The 21,124-nt window shown below is 68.0% G+C and carries 20 protein-coding genes and 5 pseudogenes; 11 read left to right on the top strand and 14 right to left on the bottom strand.

Annotated elements, in window-relative coordinates; genetic code table 11:
* Positions 1-206: 206 nt before the first annotated feature.
* Positions 207-545 (bottom strand): hypothetical protein, encoded by a 339-nt coding sequence (locus KVT44_RS44240; RefSeq protein ID WP_190174871.1) that lies wholly within the window; start codon positions 543-545, stop codon positions 207-209.
* 845 nt (positions 546-1,390) lie between these two features.
* Positions 1,391-1,834, bottom strand: coding sequence for a hypothetical protein (locus KVT44_RS44235; protein ID WP_308314274.1), 444 nt, complete (start codon positions 1,832-1,834; stop codon positions 1,391-1,393).
* Positions 1,835-2,168: 334 nt separating this feature from the next.
* Between KVT44_RS44235 and KVT44_RS44230 the strand changes: the two genes are divergently transcribed.
* Together KVT44_RS44230 and KVT44_RS44225 are read left to right on the top strand one after the other, a co-directional pair.
* A complete protein-coding gene (locus KVT44_RS44230; protein ID WP_217573677.1) occupies positions 2,169-2,363 on the top strand; it encodes a hypothetical protein in 195 nt (64 codons plus the stop codon).
* A 120-nt stretch (positions 2,364-2,483) separates the two neighbouring features.
* Positions 2,484-4,031 (top strand): carboxylesterase/lipase family protein, encoded by a 1,548-nt coding sequence (locus tag KVT44_RS44225; RefSeq protein ID WP_217573675.1) that lies wholly within the window; start codon positions 2,484-2,486, stop codon positions 4,029-4,031.
* Positions 4,032-4,148: 117 nt separating this feature from the next.
* Here KVT44_RS44225 and KVT44_RS44220 read toward each other — a convergent pair whose 3' ends face one another.
* Both KVT44_RS44220 and KVT44_RS60775 read right to left on the bottom strand, forming a co-directional pair.
* Positions 4,149-5,129, bottom strand: a complete 981-nt coding sequence (locus KVT44_RS44220) for a threonine/serine dehydratase (protein ID WP_217573674.1) — start codon at positions 5,127-5,129, stop codon at positions 4,149-4,151.
* Between the two features lie 111 nt (positions 5,130-5,240).
* Positions 5,241-5,387: pseudogene (locus KVT44_RS60775) on the bottom strand (IS630 family transposase); the annotation flags it as partial.
* Between the two features lie 265 nt (positions 5,388-5,652).
* Here KVT44_RS60775 and KVT44_RS44215 point away from each other — a divergent pair.
* Positions 5,653-6,081, top strand: a complete 429-nt coding sequence (locus KVT44_RS44215; RefSeq protein WP_190174868.1) for a VOC family protein — start codon at positions 5,653-5,655, stop codon at positions 6,079-6,081.
* A 69-nt stretch (positions 6,082-6,150) separates the two neighbouring features.
* Here KVT44_RS44215 and KVT44_RS44210 read toward each other — a convergent pair.
* A pseudogene (locus KVT44_RS44210) lies at positions 6,151-6,744 on the bottom strand (transposase).
* Between the two features lie 446 nt (positions 6,745-7,190).
* Here KVT44_RS44210 and KVT44_RS44205 point away from each other — a divergent pair.
* Positions 7,191-7,796 carry a GNAT family N-acetyltransferase gene (locus KVT44_RS44205; RefSeq protein ID WP_217573673.1) on the top strand — a complete coding sequence of 202 codons (606 nt, stop codon included), beginning with the start codon at positions 7,191-7,193 and terminating at the stop codon, positions 7,794-7,796.
* A gap of 149 nt (positions 7,797-7,945) precedes the next feature.
* Here KVT44_RS44205 and KVT44_RS44200 read toward each other — a convergent pair whose 3' ends face one another.
* A complete protein-coding gene (locus KVT44_RS44200; RefSeq protein WP_217573672.1) occupies positions 7,946-8,647 on the bottom strand; it encodes an NAD(P)-dependent oxidoreductase in 702 nt (233 codons plus the stop codon).
* A gap of 109 nt (positions 8,648-8,756) precedes the next feature.
* On the opposite strand from KVT44_RS44200, the gene KVT44_RS44195 reads away from it, so the two are divergent.
* Positions 8,757-9,467, top strand: coding sequence for a TetR/AcrR family transcriptional regulator (locus tag KVT44_RS44195; protein WP_217573671.1), 711 nt, complete (start codon positions 8,757-8,759; stop codon positions 9,465-9,467).
* A gap of 174 nt (positions 9,468-9,641) precedes the next feature.
* On the opposite strand, the gene KVT44_RS58970 is transcribed toward KVT44_RS44195, so the two are convergent.
* From KVT44_RS58970 to KVT44_RS44180, 3 genes and pseudogenes are all read right to left on the bottom strand, one after another.
* The gene (locus tag KVT44_RS58970; RefSeq protein ID WP_308314273.1) at positions 9,642-10,316 is read right to left on the bottom strand and encodes a transposase; all 675 of its coding nucleotides are present in this window, start codon (positions 10,314-10,316) and stop codon (positions 9,642-9,644) included.
* Between the two features lie 166 nt (positions 10,317-10,482).
* Positions 10,483-10,671, bottom strand: a pseudogene (locus tag KVT44_RS44185) (helix-turn-helix domain-containing protein); the annotation flags it as partial.
* Between the two features lie 80 nt (positions 10,672-10,751).
* Entirely contained in the window at positions 10,752-11,189 is a 438-nt protein-coding gene (locus KVT44_RS44180) for a nuclear transport factor 2 family protein (protein WP_099918564.1), read from the bottom strand.
* 108 nt (positions 11,190-11,297) lie between these two features.
* Here KVT44_RS44180 and KVT44_RS44175 point away from each other — a divergent pair, with 108 nt between their 5' ends.
* Positions 11,298-11,885: a TetR/AcrR family transcriptional regulator gene (locus KVT44_RS44175; protein ID WP_217573670.1), complete on the top strand. Its 588-nt coding sequence runs from the start codon at positions 11,298-11,300 to the stop codon at positions 11,883-11,885.
* Positions 11,886-12,462: 577 nt separating this feature from the next.
* Here the strand turns inward: KVT44_RS44175 and KVT44_RS44170 are convergent.
* Positions 12,463-12,681 carry a hypothetical protein gene (locus KVT44_RS44170; RefSeq protein WP_217573669.1) on the bottom strand — a complete coding sequence of 73 codons (219 nt, stop codon included), beginning with the start codon at positions 12,679-12,681 and terminating at the stop codon, positions 12,463-12,465.
* Between the two features lie 133 nt (positions 12,682-12,814).
* A complete protein-coding gene (locus KVT44_RS44165; RefSeq protein WP_217573668.1) occupies positions 12,815-13,393 on the bottom strand; it encodes an RNA polymerase sigma factor in 579 nt (192 codons plus the stop codon).
* 141 nt (positions 13,394-13,534) lie between these two features.
* On the opposite strand from KVT44_RS44165, the gene KVT44_RS60270 reads away from it, so the two are divergent.
* Positions 13,535-13,669 (top strand): hypothetical protein, encoded by a 135-nt coding sequence (locus KVT44_RS60270; protein WP_302832183.1) that lies wholly within the window; start codon positions 13,535-13,537, stop codon positions 13,667-13,669.
* Positions 13,670-13,801: 132 nt separating this feature from the next.
* A pseudogene (locus tag KVT44_RS44160) lies at positions 13,802-14,113 on the top strand (DALR anticodon-binding domain-containing protein); the annotation flags it as partial.
* Between the two features lie 11 nt (positions 14,114-14,124).
* Here KVT44_RS44160 and KVT44_RS44155 read toward each other — a convergent pair.
* Positions 14,125-15,027, bottom strand: coding sequence for an SAM-dependent methyltransferase (locus KVT44_RS44155; RefSeq protein WP_217573664.1), 903 nt, complete (start codon positions 15,025-15,027; stop codon positions 14,125-14,127).
* A 311-nt stretch (positions 15,028-15,338) separates the two neighbouring features.
* On the opposite strand from KVT44_RS44155, the gene KVT44_RS44150 reads away from it, so the two are divergent.
* Entirely contained in the window at positions 15,339-16,052 is a 714-nt protein-coding gene (locus KVT44_RS44150) for a hypothetical protein (protein WP_217573663.1), read from the top strand.
* 342 nt (positions 16,053-16,394) lie between these two features.
* Here the strand turns inward: KVT44_RS44150 and KVT44_RS44145 are convergent, their stop codons facing one another.
* A complete protein-coding gene (locus KVT44_RS44145) occupies positions 16,395-17,030 on the bottom strand; it encodes a TetR/AcrR family transcriptional regulator (RefSeq protein ID WP_217573698.1) in 636 nt (211 codons plus the stop codon).
* Between the two features lie 91 nt (positions 17,031-17,121).
* Between KVT44_RS44145 and KVT44_RS44140 the strand changes: the two genes are divergently transcribed.
* A complete protein-coding gene (locus KVT44_RS44140) occupies positions 17,122-18,054 on the top strand; it encodes an NmrA/HSCARG family protein (RefSeq protein ID WP_217573662.1) in 933 nt (310 codons plus the stop codon).
* Between the two features lie 495 nt (positions 18,055-18,549).
* Here KVT44_RS44140 and KVT44_RS44135 read toward each other — a convergent pair.
* Positions 18,550-19,114, bottom strand: a pseudogene (locus KVT44_RS44135) (IS5 family transposase); the annotation flags it as partial.
* Between the two features lie 360 nt (positions 19,115-19,474).
* Here KVT44_RS44135 and KVT44_RS44130 point away from each other — a divergent pair.
* On the top strand, positions 19,475-21,118 hold the full coding sequence (locus tag KVT44_RS44130) for an APC family permease (protein ID WP_217573661.1): 1,644 nt from the start codon (positions 19,475-19,477) through the stop codon (positions 21,116-21,118).
* Positions 21,119-21,124: the final 6 nt, after the last annotated feature.

Raw genomic sequence — 21,124 nt, 5'->3', positions numbered from 1 at the left:
GCCCGCCCGACCAGTCGATAGCATCGCCAGTCGGGCGCCCAACCAGCCGTCACGAATTCTCAGCGGACAGCCCGCGAACTGCTCAACAACCTCGCCGACTACGCGAGCCTGCCCGCCGGACCCCGGCACACCGCGATCGGATGCGCCGGCGGACGACACAGAGCTGTTGGCCGGACCGCCGGAGGACACGCCGGGGGTGACGAAGATCAGATTTGAGCGCCGAGGCAGAGGAGCACGGCCAGGGCGATGGCACCGGCCAGGGGCCCCAGCAGCGCGAACCGGGCGGAGCGGGCGAGACGGCGGATGCCAGGGGCGAAGTAGAGGGGTGTCAGGACGGCCGCGATGAGGCCGACTTGGAGCACGGTCACTTTTGCCAACGGGATCACCGACGTCAACGGCTGCATCCAGGCGACGGAGAGAACAGCCAGGAGAAGGATGGGGCCGAACGTGATCAGCGCCGCCCAGCTCCAGAAGAACAGGGCGAGGAAGCGACATGCGGGCCAGTTGGCCAGGTCGCGGGGCTTGACGTTCCGGGTCACGTTCACGGATCCAGCCTGCAGTGGGCGACCGGACGGCGACATGAGCGCGACTACTCATCGGCGCCTCGCCAACTACTCACGCCCGGACCGTTGCGCACGCCCCCGACAGCTACGTACTCCGGAAAAGGGCAAGCGGACTCACCGAACTCCTTGCCCGAGAACTTCGGGCGCGCAGCCGCCAGGTCGAAATCGAGCACCTGCACGTCCACCTTCCCCGCGTGCTGCAGACGCCCAGTAACGGCCCCGCCCAGCCCGCCCACGAACAGGAGCCCGCCCGATGAGCGGCATGACCGGCCGGGTGTATCCCGAACGCGGCAACCCCGTCACCGCGGTCATCCCGCACTGCACCCGCCGCGCCTTCGACACCACCGGCGACTGACTGCACTTCCAGTGGCCCGGCCGGCGACCCGCCGCCGGGCCACCAACGTTGCGGTCCTCCGCGCGCACGGAGCGATCGTCGTCCGGCCGTTCCGAGGCCTCACCCGAAGCACTCCGGCCAACGGCACGCTCACCCAGGATCCCAGCGCCCAACGAGTGCGGACGGCGAGCGCCGACGCCACCAACCTCCCCGGCGACTGAGTCCGACCAACTCAGATGGCCACCGTCCGCACCGTGGCCGCCCGACCCGCAGCATCAGAGAGAGGACTCCATGACTACTGCCCAACCGGGCGCCTGCCCCTTACCCTCCGTGTTGCCCGGCGTTGAAAATGCCGACGGAGGCGGCGTTCACGGTGCCGACGAGCGGTGATGGCGACGCCCCGCCGGTGGGTGTTCCAGCGCGGTGGTGGTCGGCACGGTGTCATTTTTGTCGGCAAGGTGCCGGTGGTTCAGGCTGCGCGATGCGTGAGTCGTCAGGCAGGCGGCAGGGCCGCCTGGGGCCTGCAGGCCGTCCTGGCAACTGTGCGGTGCAAGGGGAGCAAGAACGCAACGACGAACAGACCGAAGAGGGTGATGGGCGACAGCCAGACGAGTCTCGCTGGATCATCCTGCAGCCAGTGCCGGTTGCCCCACCAGTTCGCGAAGACGTCCGTCATCATCACGGCGCTTGCCAGCCAGACGCCTTCCCGCCGCGTGAGTCCCACCAGCACGGCAACCAGCGGATCGAGGATCGCCAAGCTGACGAAGAACACCTGAAGGGGAACCTGAGGAAACGACGCATAGGCATGGATGCCGTCACGGGCCAGATCGAGAATGTGGACGCAGGATCCTTCGAGGAATCCGATCAAGTACACCGTGAGAACCCATCTCGCCCACAACGGCTGTCCGCCCCATCGTTCCCGCAGCTCAAACACCACCGGGCCACCCTAAAGCGTCGGCGGGGTCAAGGGATCAAAGACGGTTTGTCAGTCGCCAACCACCTCGCTCACGGAAGCGCGGGCAGCGGCTTCGTCGACGAGGGATGGTGGCCGACGTAGCTGGTCGTCTCGCTCGAAGTCATGCCCGGCATGGTGTAACGCAGGGCAGTCCTTTGTTCCAGGGCGGCCACTTCTCACCGGCATGTGTCCGAATCAGTCGGCACACAACATGCCCTCAACCCACCGCCCACATAGGCATCTTGAGTGTAGTTGAGCACCCTCCGACGCGGCTGCCGCCCTGCTGGCCGCCCACCCCAGCCTCTCCGCGGATTCGGTGGACGTTGCCGACGCCAGGGGCCTTGGACTCGCCGCCCTGATCCAGGTTGAGGACAGAAGCGCCCTGCGGGCCTGGGCGCAGGCCCTGAATGTGCCCGCCCGTGTGACGGGTACGAGCGGCTACGGCACCACCGAGCCTCACCAGGCCGGCCTGTTGGTCCGTGGCGAGTCCGGCCTGGGTGGGCGCGGGTAGGTTTCTCGCGCTGGTCACCGTACTTGCTCTGGTGCGCGTTGCCGTCAACGGCTGCACTGTCATCGGCGGAGTCCAATCCTGGTCGCGTGGGTGCCTGTTGATGAGCGAGACTGACGCGCGATGAGTGATCAACCATACGGTGTTGAAGCAGCCTTTCGGACGACGAGCGGCGGTGTGCGGGGCAGAGGGGCAAACGACGGCGTCACCGCCGTGCTGGGTATCCCGTACGCAGCCGCGCCTTTCGGTGCCCGCCGGTTCCGGGAGCCGCAACCGGCGCCGGCTTGGGGTGGGGTCCGGGACTGCACGGCCTTCGGCCCCATCGCCCCGCAGTCGGCGGAGCTGCCCGGAGCGCCGGTGTGGCGCCCCAGGGACGAAGACATCCTCACCGTCAATGTGTGGGTGCCGGAGCGCGCGGATGGCGGCGCGCTGCCGGTGTTCTTCTGGATACACGGCGGCGCCTACACGTTCGGCTCCTCTGCCCAGCCCGACTTCGACGGGACAGCCCTGGCCCGAGCCGGGTTGGTCGTGGTCAGCTGCAACTACCGGGTGGGCTTTGAGGGCTTCGGGCATGTGCCCGGCTTTCCCGACAACCGCGGGCTGCTGGACCAGGCCGCCGCGCTGTGCTGGGTCCGGGAGAACATCGCGGCCTTCGGCGGCGACCCTGGGAACGTCACCGTCGCCGGGCACTCTGCCGGAGGAGGCTCGGTGGTCTGCCTGATGGTCATGGAGCAGACACGGGGGCTGTTCCGGCGGGCCATCGCCCACAGCGTGCCCAATGCCTTCTTCACAGTCGAGCTCGCGGTGGCGGTCACCGAGCGGATCGCGGCGGAGGCTGGGGTTGCCCCGACGGCGGAGGGACTGCTGTCCGTGTCGCCCGAGGCGCTGGTGGCCGCGTCCGACAAGGCCGCCGCGCACTGCGGGACCGACCCCGTGGCAGCGGTCCACGCCTTTGACCCGGTGATCTTTCAACCCGTCGTCGACGGCGGGGTGCTGCCTGCGGACCCACTCCGTATGCTCGCCTCCGGGACGGCGCGGGAGGTGGACCTGCTGGTGTGCCACACGTTGGAGGAGTACTGGTTCCTCCACGCGGTGGGAGCCGTGCGGGAGGTCACCACTGAGGCGGAACTGGCGGACTTCGCCGAGGCCCTGAACCTCCCAGCCCACCTGGTGGACGGCTACTGTGCGTTGATGCCGGACGCCCCGGTACTCGACCGCTACCTCGCGATCTTCGGCGACGCGCAGTTCGGCGAGTACACCACCCGCCTCGCCGAGCACCACGCAAGGGCCGGCGGCCGGGCGTACCTGGCCCGCTTCGCCCGCAGGCGCGGAGAGACCAGGCCCTGGCACACCGCGGACATCCCCTTCGCCTTCGGTAACCTGGACGCTGTCGGCGCCGGCTTCCTCATCGGCGGTGCCCCCGACGACCACGACCGCGCCCTGTCCCGCCGCATGCTCCGCGCGTGGGCTGGCTTTGCGGCCACCGGTGATCCGGGCTGGCCGGCGGTCACCGCCGGCACCACGCCAGTCAAGTCCTGGGCCGTCCCTGGCGACCACCTGGCCGCCGACGACACGTCTGGGCTCCGCGCCTTGTGGCGCGACGTCCGGTTCGACCTGCTGCGACCCGGGCAGGCGGCCTGGCATCGTTCGCGTGGGCATTCCGGCGCTTGAGGCCCAACTTCTGTGCTTCTGGCTGATGCTTCGGCTGTAGTCCTTGAGAAGCCCGGGCACAACCTCACACAGCCCCTGTCACGCTTGGCCCCTCTCGCCCCGCTGTCCGAGCAATTGTCAAGAGCTGTGGATGGAAGCCGCGCCGACCCAGCGGTGGTACGCGTCTACGTCGACGTTGCTGCCGCACACGATGGTGACGACGTGTCGGTCGGCGAAGCGGTCACGGTCTTCGAGGATCGCCGCGATGCCGAGTGCGGCCGACGGTTCGACGACGAGGCCGGCGTGGGTGAGGAGCATCCGCATACCGGCGATGATCGACGTCTCCTGGACCAGGACGGCGTCGTCGGCGACCAGGAGGAGGTCGTCCAGGACGGCCGGGATGGGGTACCGGCCGGCGACGCCGTCGGCGATGGTGTGGGTGGAGTCGGTGGTGACGACACGCCGCCTGCGCCACGAGTGTGTCATCGCCGGTGCGCCCAGCGGCTGGACGCAGATCACCTCGACTTCGGGTGCCAAGGCCTTCACCACATGACCCACGCCGGTGGCCAGCGCCCCGCCGCCGAGAGCGATCAGGACGGTGTCGAAAGACGGGGCGGTGTCCATGAGTTCCAGGCCGATGGTCGCCGCGCCCTCGCAGGTCTCGATGTCCAGGCTGTCTTCGACCAGCCGGATGCCGTCGTAGCGTGCGATGGCCGCCGCCCGCTCGCGAGCCATCTCGTGGTCGCCGTCCACCAGTTCCAGCCTGGCGCCCAGCGCGCGGATGCGATCAAGCTTGGCCCGGGTCGCGAAGCGGGATGCCACGACGGTGACGTCGAGCCCCCGGCCGCGACCGGACCAGGCGAGGGCTTGGCCGAGGTTGCCCGCGCTGGCGCACACCGCGGCTCGCGAGCCACGGTCGGCGAGCTGGTTCGCGACGACCTCGGTGCCGCGGGCCTTGAAGCTGCGGACCGGGTTCGCCGTTTCGAGCTTGATGCTCACCGTGCACCCGAGGCCGGGCTCCAGCGCCTCGCAGCGGTACAGCGGAGTGTCGAGAAACACCGGGTCGATCACCCGGCGAGCCGCCCGGATCCGAGCAGTGTCGAGACGAGTCTCCTGCACGACACAGCAGCGTAGCGCTCACCGGCGCTGGTTCCATGAGCAACTGTCAGGAGTTGTAGGCCGGTTGAGGTGTGTCACGCTGCGGCGGGTTCCTCGGGGCGTTCGACGAGATTTCTTGATCTCCCTGCGTTCGGGCAGCGTAAAGGTCCTCGGGCGTCCGCCCTTGTACTTGGGGTAAAGCGCCTCGAAGCCGTCGGTGTTGAAGTCGTGGATCACGTCGGGGCCCCGGTCCGGGCTGGTGAACGTCACCTCGGCGAGTGGCCGCTCGGGTGGCGCCGGGCCATCAAGCTATGCTGGTGGTGACGTGGCGGACTAAGGGTTGTCCTGTAACTGATCTTTGGCATGAAGGTGGTTGGTCAGGGCTGGATCCTGGGGACCACCGGTGGGCTCCGCCGCCAGGGTCGCGTCGTTCTTGTGGACTGTCCGGTTTGATCGCTTGGTGTCCAAGGCGGCCCAGGGCGTGAGGGAGTGGCGGATCCACCTGGGGAAATGAGCGGCAGAGTCCCCTTGGTATGTTGCGCCGATGTCAGCGATCAAGAAGTTCCAAGTCACCTTTGACTGCGCAGAACCTGAGCGCCTCGCTCGTTTCTGGTGCGAAGTGTTGGGGTACGTCGTACCGCCACCCCCGGAGGGGTTTGCCACTTGGGACGATTTCAAGTGCTCGCAACCACCTGAGCAGCGGGATTCATGGTTCGCCTGCAGTGATCCCTCAGGTGTGGGCCCGCGCCTGTACTTTCAGCGCGTCCCCGAAGGGAAGGCCGCCAAGAACCGGCTGCATCTTGACGTGCGGGTCGGCACCGGACTCGTGGGTGAAGAGCGCCTCGCCGCACTTGAGGCCGAATGCGCACGACTGGTCCCGCTCGGCGCGGTACACGTGCGAACGCTGTATGACGGCAATGATTCGTGCATCCCTATGCTCGACATCGAGGGCAACGAGTTCTGTATCGACTGAGCATTCTCCGAGCCGGAGAGGTGGGGAGCCGCCTCCCTTGGACCTCTCTGGTCCCGTATGGGGCGGGAGTTATCCTGCGAGGGTCGAGGTTGTGAGCCGGGCGATGCCGAGCATGGCGATGTGAACGCCGTCGCCTTTCATACGGCAGTCGCGAAGGATCTTCCACGCCTTCATCCGCGCGAAGACGTGCTCGACGCGGGCCCGGACCTTGCGGTGGGAGGTGTTGTGCTCCTCCTTCCAAGCCGGCAGTTCGGTCTGGCCGCGTTCACGGCGGTGCGGGATGACCAGGCCGGTGCCCCGGTAGCCGCCGTCCGCGATGACCGTGGCCCGGCCGACGGCGGCCTTCGCACCGGAAAGCTCGTACGCCTTGCAATCGTTGCGGTTGCCCGTGACCGGCCAGAGGTGGCCGATGATGCGGTTGCCGGCCGACTTCGACACCCCGAACAGCGGGGCGAGCTGCCGCAGCGTCAAGTTCATACGCCAGTAACGCGCTACCAGCAGGGATCCGGTCCTCCAGAGTCAGGCTCCACGGCCGGCCCTTGCGTACTGGGTTCGTACCTTCGCTCTGTCATCGCAGTGACCAGCCTGCCAAACTGCCGCGGGCTCAGCCCCCGTGAACGGGGTTATCCAGGATGGCTCCGACGCCGTGATCAGACCAGGCACGGCAAGATCATGACACCGAGATCAGCCGTTACGGGAGAGCCCTTAGGCTGGTGTAGGGTTTCGCCGCTCGTGGCGCAGGCGGTGCTCGTTGATCAGCGCTTCTTCCGCTGTCTCAGGTCGATGGCACAGCCGCTCAGTCTCACGAGTGGCATTTCCGCGCGGTCTCGGCCGACATGTGACTGAGCGCGCTAGTGGCCACGCTGAGGTTCGTAGTTGGCCGGCGGCCCGTTCTCGCCGCGATGGCGGCCACCGCGGACCGACGGTCTGCCGCGCAGGGGGTCGAGCACGGGGGTTCATCGCGCCGTTCCACAAGTCGCCGGTCCCGGGTGAGGTTCCACGGTGACGGACACGTGGCAGTGAGCGCCTGGACACGCTGGCGCTGGTGAGCGCCGTAGGGTTCGAGATAACCGATCGACGCCCTGATCGTGATCGGGTTGGCTGGGGGTATGCCAGAGCTGCGAACCGGTCGTCTTGTGCTCCGCCGGTGGCGGGAGTCCGACCTCGAGCCGTGGGCGGCGATGAACGCGGATCCTGAAGTCCGAGAACATCTGGGGGAGTTGCTGACGCGGGAGCAAAGTGATGCCGCGGTGGAAGTCATGCAGGCCCAGTTCGATGAGCGAGGTTTTGGATGGTGGGCGCTCGAAACGCGGGAGACTGGTGAGTTCATCGGCCGTGCCGGCTTGGACGAGGTGGGCGAGGAAATGCCGTTCGCGGGGGTGGACGTCGGGTGGCGGTTGATGCGTTCGGCGTGGGGGCACGGCTACGCCACCGAGGCCGCCCTGGCCTGTCTGGCTTTCGGCTTCGAGGCCCTCGGGCTGCCGGAAGTGGTGGCGTCGACGACCGTCCACAACCTTCGTTCGCAGGCAGTGATGCGCCGCATCGGCATGACCCGGGATCCGGCCGACGACTTCGAGGATCCGAGCGTGCCCGAGGGGCCGCTTCGCGCGTGTGTGCTGTACCGGATCTCCCGCAGAAGGTACTCACGGCCTCCACCGCGCGGCGGGGCACGGCCCGCCATGGATGGCGTGGGCCGCGCTGTGCCGGGAGATTGAGGTCTGCCGATGGCAGTGGAATCACGTCCGAGGGACGGGCTCGGCGTGAGCTCTGAACCGTTCCGGGAATATGGAGCGCGCCTCTGCGGGTGGAAGCGCAGAGGCGCGCTGGCAGTTCCGTGCGGCGGTGTATGGGTGCGCCCGCGGGGTCAGTAGCCGACGGTGAAACGGCGCTGGATGAACCGCGGCAGTTCCGCCTCGTCCACGAGGGCGATGGCTGCGTCCTCTGCCGAGATCCGGCTGTGCCCGTCGGCGTCGAGGACTGGCCGGTCGGTGCCGACGCGGAACCGTCCCGTTCGTTCGCCGGGGGCGATGTCCTCCGCCGGGCTGAAGTAGGTCCACAGCCGATTCGATGTGCGCAGGACGTTCAGGGCGTCCCGGTGGCCGCGTACCGCGGCTGCGTACTCCCTTGGCAGGCCGATCGAGTCGAGGGCCTCGTGCAGGAGGTCGTCGGAGTCGGCCCGTGTGATGCCGGGCTCGATCTCCAAGCTGCCGGCCCCGCCGATGACGATGAGCCGGGTGCGGGGGTGGCTCTCCAGTGCCTTGAGCAGTGCTCGCGCGGCGGTGGCGTAGGCCGTGGGATCGGCGATTGAGCGGGCCACGGTGTCGGCCATGTCCTTGGCGGCGTTCCCGGGCTGGAATCCGCTGATCAGCACGTCGAGGCCGGGTATGGCGGCGGTGACTGCGTCGGCATCGAGGACGTCGATGCTCTTCCAGGTGATGTTCTTGCGGTCCTCCTTGATCTGCGTGGCGTCGCGGCTGAAGGCCGTGACGTGGTGCCCTCGGTCGAGGGCTTCGGTGACGACGCGGCTGCCGATGGTGCCCGTGGCCCCGATGACTCCGATGTGCATGGCTGTCCCCTTGGGTAGGTGCCGCCTAGAACTACACGGCACGCAAAAACTATACGGCGTGTAGTAGCTGAGCGAGGCTCAATTCCGTGACGCTGTAGAGTGATTGGTCATGGGAAGCAGCATGGGGCGCCGCGAACGGCTGCGCCTGGAGACGACAGCCGAGATCAAGAAGGTCGCCCTGGCGTTGATGGCCACGGGCGGGCCCGACGCCATCACGCTCAGGGCCATCGCGCGCGAGATGGGCATGACGGCCAATGCCATCTACGGGTACTTCGCCACCCGCGACGACTTGGTCACCACGCTGATCAACGACGTCTACACCTCGCTGGCTGACACCGTGGACGCCGCATGGAGCGCCGCCCTCAAGTACGATCCGGCCACCCGGATCCAGGCGTGGGCCTGCGCCTTCAGGAACTGGGCACTGGCCAACCCCGAGGGCTTCCGCCTCATCTACGGCGACCCTGTCCCCGGCTATCGCCCGCCCGAGGGCGGCGCCGCCCCGGACGCCGCACACCGTGTCTGCACCGGCATCACCGCCCTTGCGGATGCCGCCTGGCCGCAGGCCGAACTCCGTTACGCCGACAGCAACTTCGACTGGTCCGACTTCGACCCAGGTCTGCTGGACAAGGTTCGCCCTGCCTTCCCCCATCTACCCCCGGCCGCCGTGGCCCTTGCCCTGCGCATCTGGAGTCACCTGCACGGACTGGTGTCGCTGGAGATCTACGGCCACCTGCAGGTCCAGGCCCTCAGCCCGGAAAAACTCTTCCGCGAGGAACTGGTCCAACTCGTCCGCTCCCTGGACCTCGCACCGGAGAAGTAGCCCCTGGCGTGACCGGCCAGCGTTGATGCGGATGCCGCACTGCGCGTATCCGACCGCGGCAGAGCGGTACGGCCGAGCCTCATTCCCCCTGCTCAGGGCTCGCATCCTCCTGCAGCCGTAGCCATGACGGAAGCGCGGCCACAACCAACCGGCCGAGCCGGGCTAGCAGATCGTTCAGGTCGGAGGTGGTGTGAACTTCCACTGGAACGGCTGCGCCGCGGCGTTGTAGTGGTCTTCGAATGATCGGAGCCGGTCCCGGACCTGGATCAGGTCCGGGAAGTCGTTGGGCGAGACGACCTTGCGCTGGACGATGGAGAAGAAGATCTCGATCTGGTGCGTCCAGGAGGCGTGGACGAGGGTGTGGACCAGGACCGTGTTCGGGAAGGTGCTGGTCAGGCGGTCGATGGCCTTCTGCCCGCGGTGGGAGGAGGCGTTGTCGACGATCCAGTAGACGCGTTTGGCACTCGCGTAGGGCCCGGTGGTCATGACCTGGGTGACCAGGCTCATGAAGGGGACGATGCCGGTTTTCGGCTCGCAGCGGCCGAAGACCTTCGCGCGATGGACGTCGTAGGCGGCCAGGTAGGCCAGCGCGCCGCCACGTCCGTACTCGTGGTTGACGCGCATCGCGCGGGCCCGGCCGGGGGCGAGGGTCGGATGGCATCGGCAGCGGGCCTGGATGGAGGTCTTCTCGTCGCGGGAGACGACGTAGTCGTCCTCGCCCGGCGGGGCGCCCTCGACAGTGCGGGCGTAAAGGTCCAGGACACGTTGGGCCTTGGCGCGGAAGCCGGGTCGCGGATGAAGATCCAGGACCGGTACTGCCAGGGCTTGAGTGCGTCCTGGTGCAGCCACCGGCGCACGGTGGATGCGGAGATGGTGTCGGTGATTCCGCGCGCGGTCGGCTCGGCGGACGGCTCCGGGCAGGACCACCGCGAGAGCGGTACGCCGGTTTCGGCGGGGAGCTGACAGGCCAGTGCCTTTGTCTCGGCGACCTGCACGGGAGTGAACCGGGCGGGACGCCGGAACGTTTGCGGTCGGCCAGAGCCGGCAGCCCGCCGTGGGCGAACCGGCCGCGCCAGGCACGAACCGTGTCCAGGTGCAGGCTCGTCTCGTGAGCGATGCGCGCGTTGGAGCGTCCGCGTGCCGCATGCGGGACGACCTGCGCGCGTACCCGCAGCCGGTGCTCGGTCTTGTGGCCACAGGCCATCTTCTTCAACCGCCTGCGTTCGGCGGCGGTCGGGGATATCGGACAGGCGGCGGCACCGGGCACGGCAGGCGGACTGAAGGCTAGGCTGTGGTCAGCCCGGCCAGAAGGTCATCGACCGTGTCGAAGGCGATCGCGCCGTCGAGCGGGTTCGAGTAGGTACGCGACCAGATGATCAGTCCGCCGCGAATCCGGGCGATCATGACGATGTCGAAGGCGAACTGCTTCCCGGTGGCGAGGACCCGCCCGTGCAGCCGGTACTCGGCGACGACGACCTCCGGGTCGCTCGTCTCGTGGATGCGGACGTTGTCCACGGAATCGAACTCCTGCAGTCCGGCGCCTGCTTGGAGATGGGCCCGGAACGCCTCCCGCCCCGCCTCCTGCTGGGGCGCGCCCGGCGGCAGGAACGGCATCTCGAAGACGGCGTCCTCGGAGAACACGTCGGCCATCTCCTCAGTCGGTCCCGTGGCTGTGAGGCGAAGGAGACGGTCGAGGACCTCGCGTGATGCGGCAGCGGGCATGGGACACTCCTCAGGAGAGTAAGCGGGGCGGTAACCCCGGTTACGACTATACGGGGCGCACGCCCCGCTTGTCTTCAGGAGCCGGAACCACCTCACACCGGAGGACGATTGAGCACCGAACGACCGCTGCGAGCCGACGCGCGGCGAAACAGGGAACGGATCCTGCAGGCGGCGCGACACGCCTTCGCCGCAGAGGGCATCGGCGTGCCACTGGATGAGATCGCCCGCCGGGCCGGGGTCGGCCCGGGCACGGTCCACCGCCACTTCCCAACCAAGGAGACGCTGTTCGAGGCAGTCGTCGTAGAGCACCTTGAGCAGCTGACGCGCGACGCGCGCGCCGCTCTGCAGGCCGACGAGGCCGGATCGGCGTTCTTCGCCTTCCTGATTCGGATGACCGGCGAGGCCGACGCCAAGCAGGACCTTGCCGATGCGATCGCCGGCGCAGGAGCCAACCTCGGCAGTGCGACCCTGCAGGTGGCCGCTGACCTGCGGGAGATCTTCGCGGCACTACTGGAACGGGCCCAGCGCGCCAACGTGGTGAGGGCCGACGTGGACGCCGCAGATGTGCAGGCGATCGTCCTGGCCGCGCTCACCGCTCAGCGCCAATGTGCCGACACGACCCGACCCGATCGTCTCGCGGCCCTCGTTTTCGACTGCCTGCGCCCCAACGACCCATTCGCACGCCGGCAGGGATAACCGTCAGGTTACAGGACGGCGGCAGACCGGGGTCTCCTCCGCGGCTTCAGGCCGCCTTGAGCAGAGTGCGTGATCAGGAACCGTGGCTTCTGATACGGACGCTGTACTCATTTTGAGGGCCGGAAACCAACGGCCAACACAGTAGGCTGAGTTGTCGATAGGTGATCAGTCAGCAGGCGACGAGCCGGCGCCCTGCTCAAGTACGCGGGAACGTCGGCTGAGCTGGCGGCTTCGAACGCTACGCTCGCGGCGCCCGTTGTCTGGGGCGCACTCTACGGTCGAGACATGGCCTCCCCAGATCACGCTCTTCATGAGCTCCGGGATTAGCAGTGTGCCCTCCCGCCAGGCACAGATGCTTGGCGGGAGGGCACACCGATGGTGATTGACCTGCCCAGCCTCCGAGGCGGTGCAGATCCAGCTCTACGGGCGGGCCCCCGTGCCGTCCGTACAGCTGCATGCGGTGTGGCTGAACGTGCCCGACAGGCGGGCAGAGGTGAACAGCACCGTGACCGAGGTGCTGGCTGTTCGGCTCGGCTGTGGGCTGACGCGTGTGCCGGGAGGCTTCATCGGCGGCCCGTCACCAGACGATCGAGCCGGTGTGCAGTCCGGTCTCGTCCCGTGTCGCCGATTCGTCCCCGCTGACGCCTGCTTCGGCCTGGTCTGCGGCATCCGACAGCGCGCGATACACCACGTCCCAGCCGGGTGCCCCGGGTGGAGAGTCCTCGACGAGCCGCTCTCCCTCCCGCAAGTAGGCCAGCATCCTCTCGTGAGGAGAGGAGCGCTTCTCGTGCTCCATTTGCATCCCCTTTTCCGTGTCCCGTTTCTTCGTCTGTGGGAAGCAGCTCGCTCCCTTCGTGTCGGGAGCGGTAGGTCCCGAGTCGGGACCACGGGTTTCGCCTCTCGCGACCACCGTGGCCCCGAGAGGCGAGCTACTGCTCTGTGTGCGGTTCGGATATGCGCTTGGCCTTGGTCTCTGCCTTCTCCAAATCCCTGGACACGGTCGCGGATGAGACCTTCAGCAACGCTGCGATCTCGATGCCCTTCAGGCCCCAGACGTGGGTCAGTTCCCAGACCGTCGCCTGCCTCTCGTCACGGATCGCGGCCTTCACCGCAGCCAGCAGTTCCAGGTATTCCAAGCCCGCGGTGATGTCGTAGGGAGCTGTGGTGTCCGGCCACGGCCTGCCGCCCTCCGGGAGCTCGTCCGAGGGCCGTTCCAGCTGTGCCCGCATCCGTCCCAGTTCCGAGAGGAACTTGTTGCGGGCCACGACGGTGGCGTACACGATGACCGGCTTCCTGAACACGGTGCCCCTGCGGAATTCCTGGATCACCGCGAGACAGGCTTCTTGGGTGACGTCGTGGGCCAGGTGGTAGTCACGCGTCATCCGCATCACCACCGTCAGAAGCCGCGGATGGACCTCTTTCAGTACCTCGCTCAGCTCCGCCTCCTGTTCACGGGACAGCCGGTCTCGTGGCCGCGCGGGACCCGCTCCTCCTGAGTTGGTTGCCATGGGCCGTCCTTCCACCGGACTCAGGCGGGGATGGACCCCGCAGAGGTTGGTTGGTAGTAGGACGCGCAAGGGGCCAACTTCTTTCATCCGCCGCGACGCTGGCGGCGCAAAATTTCCCGCTACAAGGCTGTCCTGACGGGCATGGACACTCGAACCGCGCTTGCGCTGGCGCTCGGCGCGCTGGCCGTCTACGCCGCATACCGCAATCCCGAACTCGGCACTGCCATCGGCATCGGCGTCATCGTCGTGACCCTGCTCTTGGCGTTCTTGAGGTAGAGCGGACGGGCCCGCCCAAGGTCCGCTTTGCTGAGATGGCGTGGACGTCCGTTGCTGATGACAGATGGGTGCAGGCGGCGCGGGATCTAGGTGGCGTGGAAGCCCTTCTCGGTGAACAGGGCCCAGGCGCTTGCCGCTCACCCGGAGCTGGAACTGGCCCCGGCCGAGCGCGAGTCGGGCCTGCACCTGGACCGCTTTGCAGAGACGATCGCGGAGGTCGCCGGCGAGTACGCCCCGCACAAGCCGTCGACGTACCTGTACCAACAGGCGTCCCTGTACACGACCTTCTACTCGGAGTGCCCGGTCCTGAAGGCGGAAACCCCGGCCCAGGTCGAGAACCGCCTGTTCCTGTGCGACCTCACGGCCCGCAGCCTGCGCCAGGGCATGGCCCTGCTGGGCATCAGACGCCCGAGCACCTCCGACCGATCCCTGGTCAAGGCCTGATCAAACCTTGATCAGGCCTTGCGGCCCGTCGCCGCGTAGATGTTGATGTCCGCATCCGTGACGTCGTTGATGTCATGGAAGCGGATCATCTCGATCGCGTCGAAGGTGGCGAGGTGGGCGGGGTCGGCCTGTTCGGGGGAGGGGGCCGCGCCGTCGGGGCGCCAGCGGTGGACCGGGACGACACCCGGCTCCTCCAGTACGAGCCCGGCCTCCGTGAAGAACCGCTCGACGTCCCGATTCGAGCGCAGGACGAAGGTGAAACCGCGCTCGGTGTACGTCCGTCGCACCGCGCGGATGGCCTCGGGGTTGACGTCCTCGGTGAGATGGCTGAGGACGAGCCGGCTGCCCGACGGCAACGCGTCCACCAGCTCACGCACGGCCCGGTAGGCCTCCTCGTCCTCGACGAAGTGCAGGACGGCCGCAAGCACGAGCGCGACCGGCTGGTCGAAGTCAAGGGTCTTGGCCGCCTGTTCGAGGATCCGAGCAGGCTGCTTTAGGTCCGCGTCGATGTAGTCCGTACGGCCCTCGGACCCGCTGGTGAGCAGGGTGTACACCTGGGCCAGGACCACCGGGTCGTTGTCGACGTACACGACCCGCGAGTTCGGGCTGATCCGCTGGGCGATCTGATGGACGTTCTCCTGCGTCGGCAGCCCGGTGCCGATGTCCAGGAACTGCCGGATGCCGTCCTGCGCCGTCAGCGTGGTCACCGCCCGGCGTATGAAGTCCCGGTTGTGCCGGATGTCGAGGTAACCCCGCGGGTTGGCGGCGAGCGCCGCGGCGGCCGCGGCCCGGTCGACCGGGTAGTTGTCCGTGCCCCCGAGAAACAGGTCGTAGACGCGCGCCGGGTGCGCCTTGGTGATGTCGACCCGCCATCTCAGCACGGCGGCGTCCTGGCCCAAAGCATCACCGAACATAAAGCTTCTCCCCGGAGATTCGCGTTATTCAAGGGCAAACAACCTAGTCCCCAGGGGGAGTTGATCGGGGGCTGATCGACAAGACCTTCACGTACGGAGGCCACGCCACTCGCACCACACGACTCTCCCCAGAGACTCTCCGGACGGCTCCTGATGTACTCGCCATCCCGTGACGACGCCGACTTTCGGCGCATGACCGCCGTGCACACGCACGCCGCCGGCAAACTCGGCGCCTCCGTCCATGGCCCGCAGGCCTGGGGCTGGCACGGCCGTACCCTCGGCCACCGCGCCGCGCACCCCGTGCACGGCGCGTGCCGGCTGCGCCTGGCATCCGTCCCTGCCGGGCGGCCGGGCGGGAAACTCTGGGAAGGCACCGAGCGGGCCGCCGCCGCGTTCCCGGCGTCCGCAAACCAGCCCTCCACGCCCTGCACGACCGGACCGGCGACGGATACGCCTACCGCGCCGAGCTGTCCGCGTTCGTCGACGAGCCGCTGCTGTCCCCGCACCCCGTCCTGCGCGACGAACTCGACCTGCCCGGCCCCTGGTTCGAGACGATCCGTACGAACCTGTCGGCGATCGCGGCCACCCCCACCGACCGCACCGCCATGCGCCAGGAGTGGATCTCGCGCGCCGTCCCCGAGTACACCGGCCACCCGGCACCCCAGATCACACAATGGGCCTGCGCGCACGGCGACTTCCACGCCGCCAACCTCACCACCAGGCCCCACGATCCTCGACTGGGAAGGCTGGGGCATTGCTCCCCGGGGATACGACTACCAGATGCCGACCATGACAAAGGAGGAGACCGCCAGCTACATCAAGCATCACCTGACGATCGCCGGCCGCTCGGACCCGCTGTTTCCGACGACGCCGTCGGCCTGATCCACCTCACCAGCCGCGGCCTGCCCCGCTCGGTCAACAACATCGCCCTGCAGTCCCTCATCGCCGCGTTCGCCGACGAGAAGAGCATCGTCGACGAGCCCTCCACCCGCCTCGCCATCACCGAGACGCACGCGACAGAGTGACGACGAAAGCGACACCGTGACCGCGAAGACCCCGGCGGCGTGGCGGCCGCCGGGGTCGCTTCACACCACTCCGTCGACAACCAGCACGTCGCCTTCATGCACATATTCAGCGTCGCTCAACACTATGAGGCCACCGTCCAGCTCACCTTGATACGACAGGCGCTGTGATCACATCTCGAACACGCCTTAGGTACGGGGAGTCCGGTGCCCGACCAAAGCGCCTGTGTCCGAGCCCCGCATGACAAGTTGAACAGGGCTTCGAAGCAGGTCATGTGTACGGCGCAGGCTCCTCGCCTCGTCGGCATGCTGTTGAACGGGCGCCAGGGTGGCCGCGGCTGCCCCTCAGCTCCGCCAGGTCCTGAGTGCCAGTTCCGTCGCCTGCTGTACCCGTTCCCGCAGCCGATCGGCGTCGAGGGCGACGGTTGCCGCATCCTCGTCGTCCATGAGCGCGTCGAGCGCGCCGTTCACCGCGCCTGTCAGCGCCCCGGTCAGAGCCGCCGCGCCCACCCGGTCCAGTTCGTCGGGGAAGGCAGCCTGCAGGGCCCGCGCGATCTCCTGCTGTGCTGACATTTGGATTTGCAGTGCTTTGCCCCGCACTGCCGGCACGGTGCGAAAAAGCCTCATCCGCACGGCCGCCATCGGGCTGACCATGTCGGCATCGGTTTCGGCGACGGTCTCCAGCGCCCGCACCAGCACGTCCACGGGCCCCTCGGCCGGATCGCGGTTGGCGATCGCCTCGATGGTGGTCCGCGCCCGCGCGTCGCTGTCGGGGAAGAGGATGTCTTCCTTGCTCGCGAAGTAGCCGAAGAAGGTCCGGGTGCCGATCTCTGCCGCCGCCGCGATCTCCGCGACGGTCGTCTCGTCGTACCCCTTGCGCTCGAACATCTCCGCCGCTGCGTCGACCAGCGCCTGACGGGTGCGTTCCCGCTTCCTCTCACGCAGGGAAGGCGCCGGGGCGCCGTGCTCTCGTATGACCATGCCCCGAGAGTACTGCATTGACGGCCAACATGCACTCAATGCAAACTCGCATTCAGTGCAGATATTAGCCGAGTGTGCCAGGGAGACCACGATGAACACCCACGACAAGACCGTCCTCGTCACCGGCTCCACCGGGAACCAGGGCGGCGCCACCGCCCCCCACCTGCTCGCCGCCGGCTGGCGGGTCCGCGCCCTGGTCCGTGACGAGACCGCCCCGGCCGCCGCCGCTCTCGCCGCTGCGGGCGCCGAGGTCGTCCGCGGCGACCTGGACGACCGTGCCTCCCTCGACGCGGCTATACGCGGCGTCTACGGCGTCTACAGCGTTCAGTCCGCCAACGCCAACGAGATCCCCCAGGGCAAGAACGTCGCGGATGCCGCCAAGGCCGCGGGCGTGCAACACCTGGTGTATTCGTCGGTCGGCGGCATGCAGAGCCAGAACCGCTTCTACATGGAGCGCGGCTGGGGTCCCATCGACAAGTGGCAGATCGAGCAGCACATCCACGACCTGGGCGTGCCCGCGACGATCCTGCGCCCCGCCGGGTTCATGGAGGACTTCACCAGCCCGGCGAGGTTTTTCCAGAACGGCGTCCTCACCGTGCCCTGGCACGACGACCTGGTCATGCAGCTGATCGCCATCGATGACATCGGCGCGCTCGCCGCGCTGGTCTTCGCGAAGGCGGACACCTACCTGGGCCACGCTATGGAGATCACCGGCGACCGGCTGACCGCCCCGCAGATCGCCGCCGCGCTGAGCACGGCGGCCGGCCGGCCGATCCCGCACACACAGGTGCCGCTCGACATCCTCTGGGAGCATGACCCCGAGGTCGCGAAGGTGTTCACCTGGGCGAACGAGACCTACTACGACTCCGACCCCGAGCCCCTGCGCAAGACCCACCCTGGCCTCATGGACTTCGGCACCTGGCTGGAGCGGTCGGGCCGGACGCGGCTGATGGCGCGGCTGGACGCCCTGCAGAAGCGGTCGGGCGCGGCCGCGCACATGACCGGCGCAATCGAGGGCCGGTAACCGGCTCAACACAGCGCATCCGGGCGTCTCTGGCCCTCTACGCAGAAGCCGCCGACCGCTCCACGCGTGCCGTCTGCACCATGGGGGACTTCCGGCGGCCAACTTTGCGGCAATGCCTTTCACGGGAGCGATCCCGATCGCGGGTCGGCCAGCCCACCCCCGGGCTACGGCACCTGGGAGGCGCGGAAGGCGCGGGCCTTGCGGTGCGCTCCTCGAGGCGGAGTTGATCGGTACAGCGTGCCGAACGTCGGCTTCCAGTTCTTCTACCGTGCGGCCCCAGCCGCCGTCCCACTCGTCGTCCGGGCCGTAGAGGTGGCCTCGCGGGAGTGCGAGGACCTCGGGGTCGTCTCGGCAGCGGTGAGCGCGTCAAGAGCATCGTCGGCGGAGGCAATCAGGCGACCGAGGGGTACGCCGACCCGGACCGGCGCTACCGGCTCATAAGGAGGTTTTCAGGCGGCGCCAGCAGATGATGCTGCAACCGAGGGTGAGGAAGGCTTAGTGGAGGTCGTCGCGGATCTCCCAGCGGGTGCGCAGGCGGCGGAACCAGTGCAGGAGTGCGAAGGCGGCCTCGACGACCCAGCGGTGGACACCCAGGCCGGAGCCGTGCTCGTTCCCGCGGCGGGCGATGACCGGGCGGATGCCCAGGTCGCGTAGGTCACGGCGGTAGGTGTCGTATTCGTAGCCCCGGTCGGCGTACAGCACGTCGGGGCGTCGGCGGGGACGCCCGCGCCTGCCTCTGGCCGCCGGAACGGCGTGGACCAGGGGTATGAGCTGGGTGACGTCGTGGCGGTTTCCGCTGGTCAGCGTGGCGGCGAGCGGGATGCCGTGGGCTTCCACGATCACGTGGTGCTTGCTGCCCGTCCGGCCCCGGTCCACCGGGGACGGCCCGCTCTTCGCCCCGCCCTTCATCGCCCGCAGCTGCGAGCCGTCAACCGCGGCCCGGGAGAAGTCCAGCTGCCCGGCCTTCCGTAACTCGGCGAGTAGCGGCTCGTGCAGGGCCTGCCATACCCCCGGCCTGGTGCCAGTCCCGCAACCTGCGCCAGCACGTGCTCCCCGAGCCGTCATCGACCTCCCACGGCCTCCGCTGCCCCACGCCTCCCGATCCATCGAAGGTAGGTGCAACAGTGACTGATGACCTGTCATTCCAAGGAAACAGTCACTCATTTTGCTAGGAGTCCTTAGTCGGCACCACGGCGACGACGGCAGCCTGATGACGGTTTCGCCGCCAGGGTCAGATGTATGCCGGCGTGTCTCCGAACGGGATCCACCACGTCCAGCGGTGGCCACCGAGCTGCGCAGACGAACATGAATGTGACGTGATGAAAATAACCATTCAGCCCTATGGGCTGTTGCATGGCGACATTCCGAACCTAGCCTGTGGCGACTCTTTAACGCACCGCTAACACCGTGAGGCCGCACTATGGCATCTGTCGACCAGCTCGCCCCACCAAGCACGAGCCAGCACCACAGCTCCCTCCGACGGAACGTCGGACTGATCGGACTGCTCTGGGCGTCCGCCGGCTCGATCATCGGATCCGGCTGGCTGTATGGCGCGAAGAACGCCGTCGTCGCCGCTGGCCCGGCGGCTCTGATCTCCTGGGGCATCGGCGCGGTCGCGATCGTGCTGCTGGCGTTTGTTCATGCCGAGCTGGGTGGAATGTTCCCCGTCGCCGGCGGTACCGCCCGTTACCCGCACTACGCCTTCGGCGGCCTGGCGGGCATGTCCTTTGGCTGGTTCGCCTGGCTGCAGGCGGCAACCGTGGCGCCGATCGAGGTCGAGGCCATGATCGGCTACGCCGGTCACTGGCACTTCGCCCAGAGCTTCCTCAACGACAACGGCACCCTGACGACGAGCGGCTTCATCGTCGCGGTGGCCCTCATGGGCGTCTTCGTCGCCGTGAACTTCCTCGGTGTCACGGTGCTGGCCCGGACCAACAGCGCTGCCACCTGGCTGAAGATCTTCGTGCCGCTGCTCGCCATCTTCACCCTCGCTGCGACCCACTTCCACAGCAGCAACTTCACCTCGCACGGCTTCGCGCCGTTCGGCTCCAAGGGCGTGCTCGCCGCGATCAGCACCAGCGGCATCGTCTTCGCCCTCCTCGGTTTCGAGCAGGCGATCCAGCTGGCGGGCGAGAGCCGCAACCCCAAGCGCGACATCCCTCGCGCGGTGCTCGGCTCAGTGGCCATCGGCACGCTGATCTACGTCCTGCTGCAGGTCGTCTTCATCGGCGCGCTGCCTGGCAGCAGCTTCGCCAAGGGCTGGGACAAGCTCGACTTCGTCGGTATCAGTGGCCCCTTCGCGGGTCTGGCCACCCTTGTCGGTCTGGGCTGGCTGACCGTGGTGCTGTACTTCGACGCCATCGTCTCCCCGGGCGGCACCGGTCTGATCTACACGACCTCCACCTCCCGTATCTCCTACGGTCTGAGCAAGAACGGCTACGCGCCGCGCGCCTTCGAGCGCACGGACTCACGCGGGGTCCCGGTGTACGGCCTGATCATGTCCTTCGTCACCGGCGTGGTCTGCTTCCTGCCGTTTCCGAGCTGGCAGCAGCTGGTCGGCTTCATCACCTCGGCCAGCGTGCTGATGTACGCGGGCGCTCCGCTGGCCTTCGGCGCGCTGCGCCGGCGCCTGCCGAACCGTGAGCGCAGCTACCGGCTGCCGTTCGGCGGTGTGCTCTCCCCACTGGCGTTCATCGTTGCGAGCCTGATCATCTACTGGAGCGGCTGGCAGACCCTGGAGAAGCTGGGCGAAGCGATCGTCCTGGGCTACATCCTGCTCGGCGGCTACGCCCTCTACGCGTCCAAGAAGGGCCTGCCGAACGCTCCGCGGATCAGTTGGAAGTCCGCCCAGTGGCTGCCGGTCTACCTGCTCGGCATCGGTGTGATTTCCTGGCAGGGCACCTTCGGTAACGGCCAGGGCAACCTGCCGATGTGGACGGACATCGCCGTCGTGGCCGCGTTCTCCCTGGCGATCTACCACTGGGCGATCCGCGTGGCCCTGCCGACCGACGCGATCGAGCAGAACATCGAGGACGTCGAGGTCGTCGACGCGGGCGGTCACTGACCCGTC

The organism is Streptomyces sp. GbtcB7, assembly GCF_019091445.1.
GTDB lineage: Bacteria > Actinomycetota > Actinomycetes > Streptomycetales > Streptomycetaceae > Streptomyces > Streptomyces mirabilis.
Note: the sequence above shows the minus strand (reverse complement) of the source record. Positions and strands in the feature narration are given on the sequence as shown.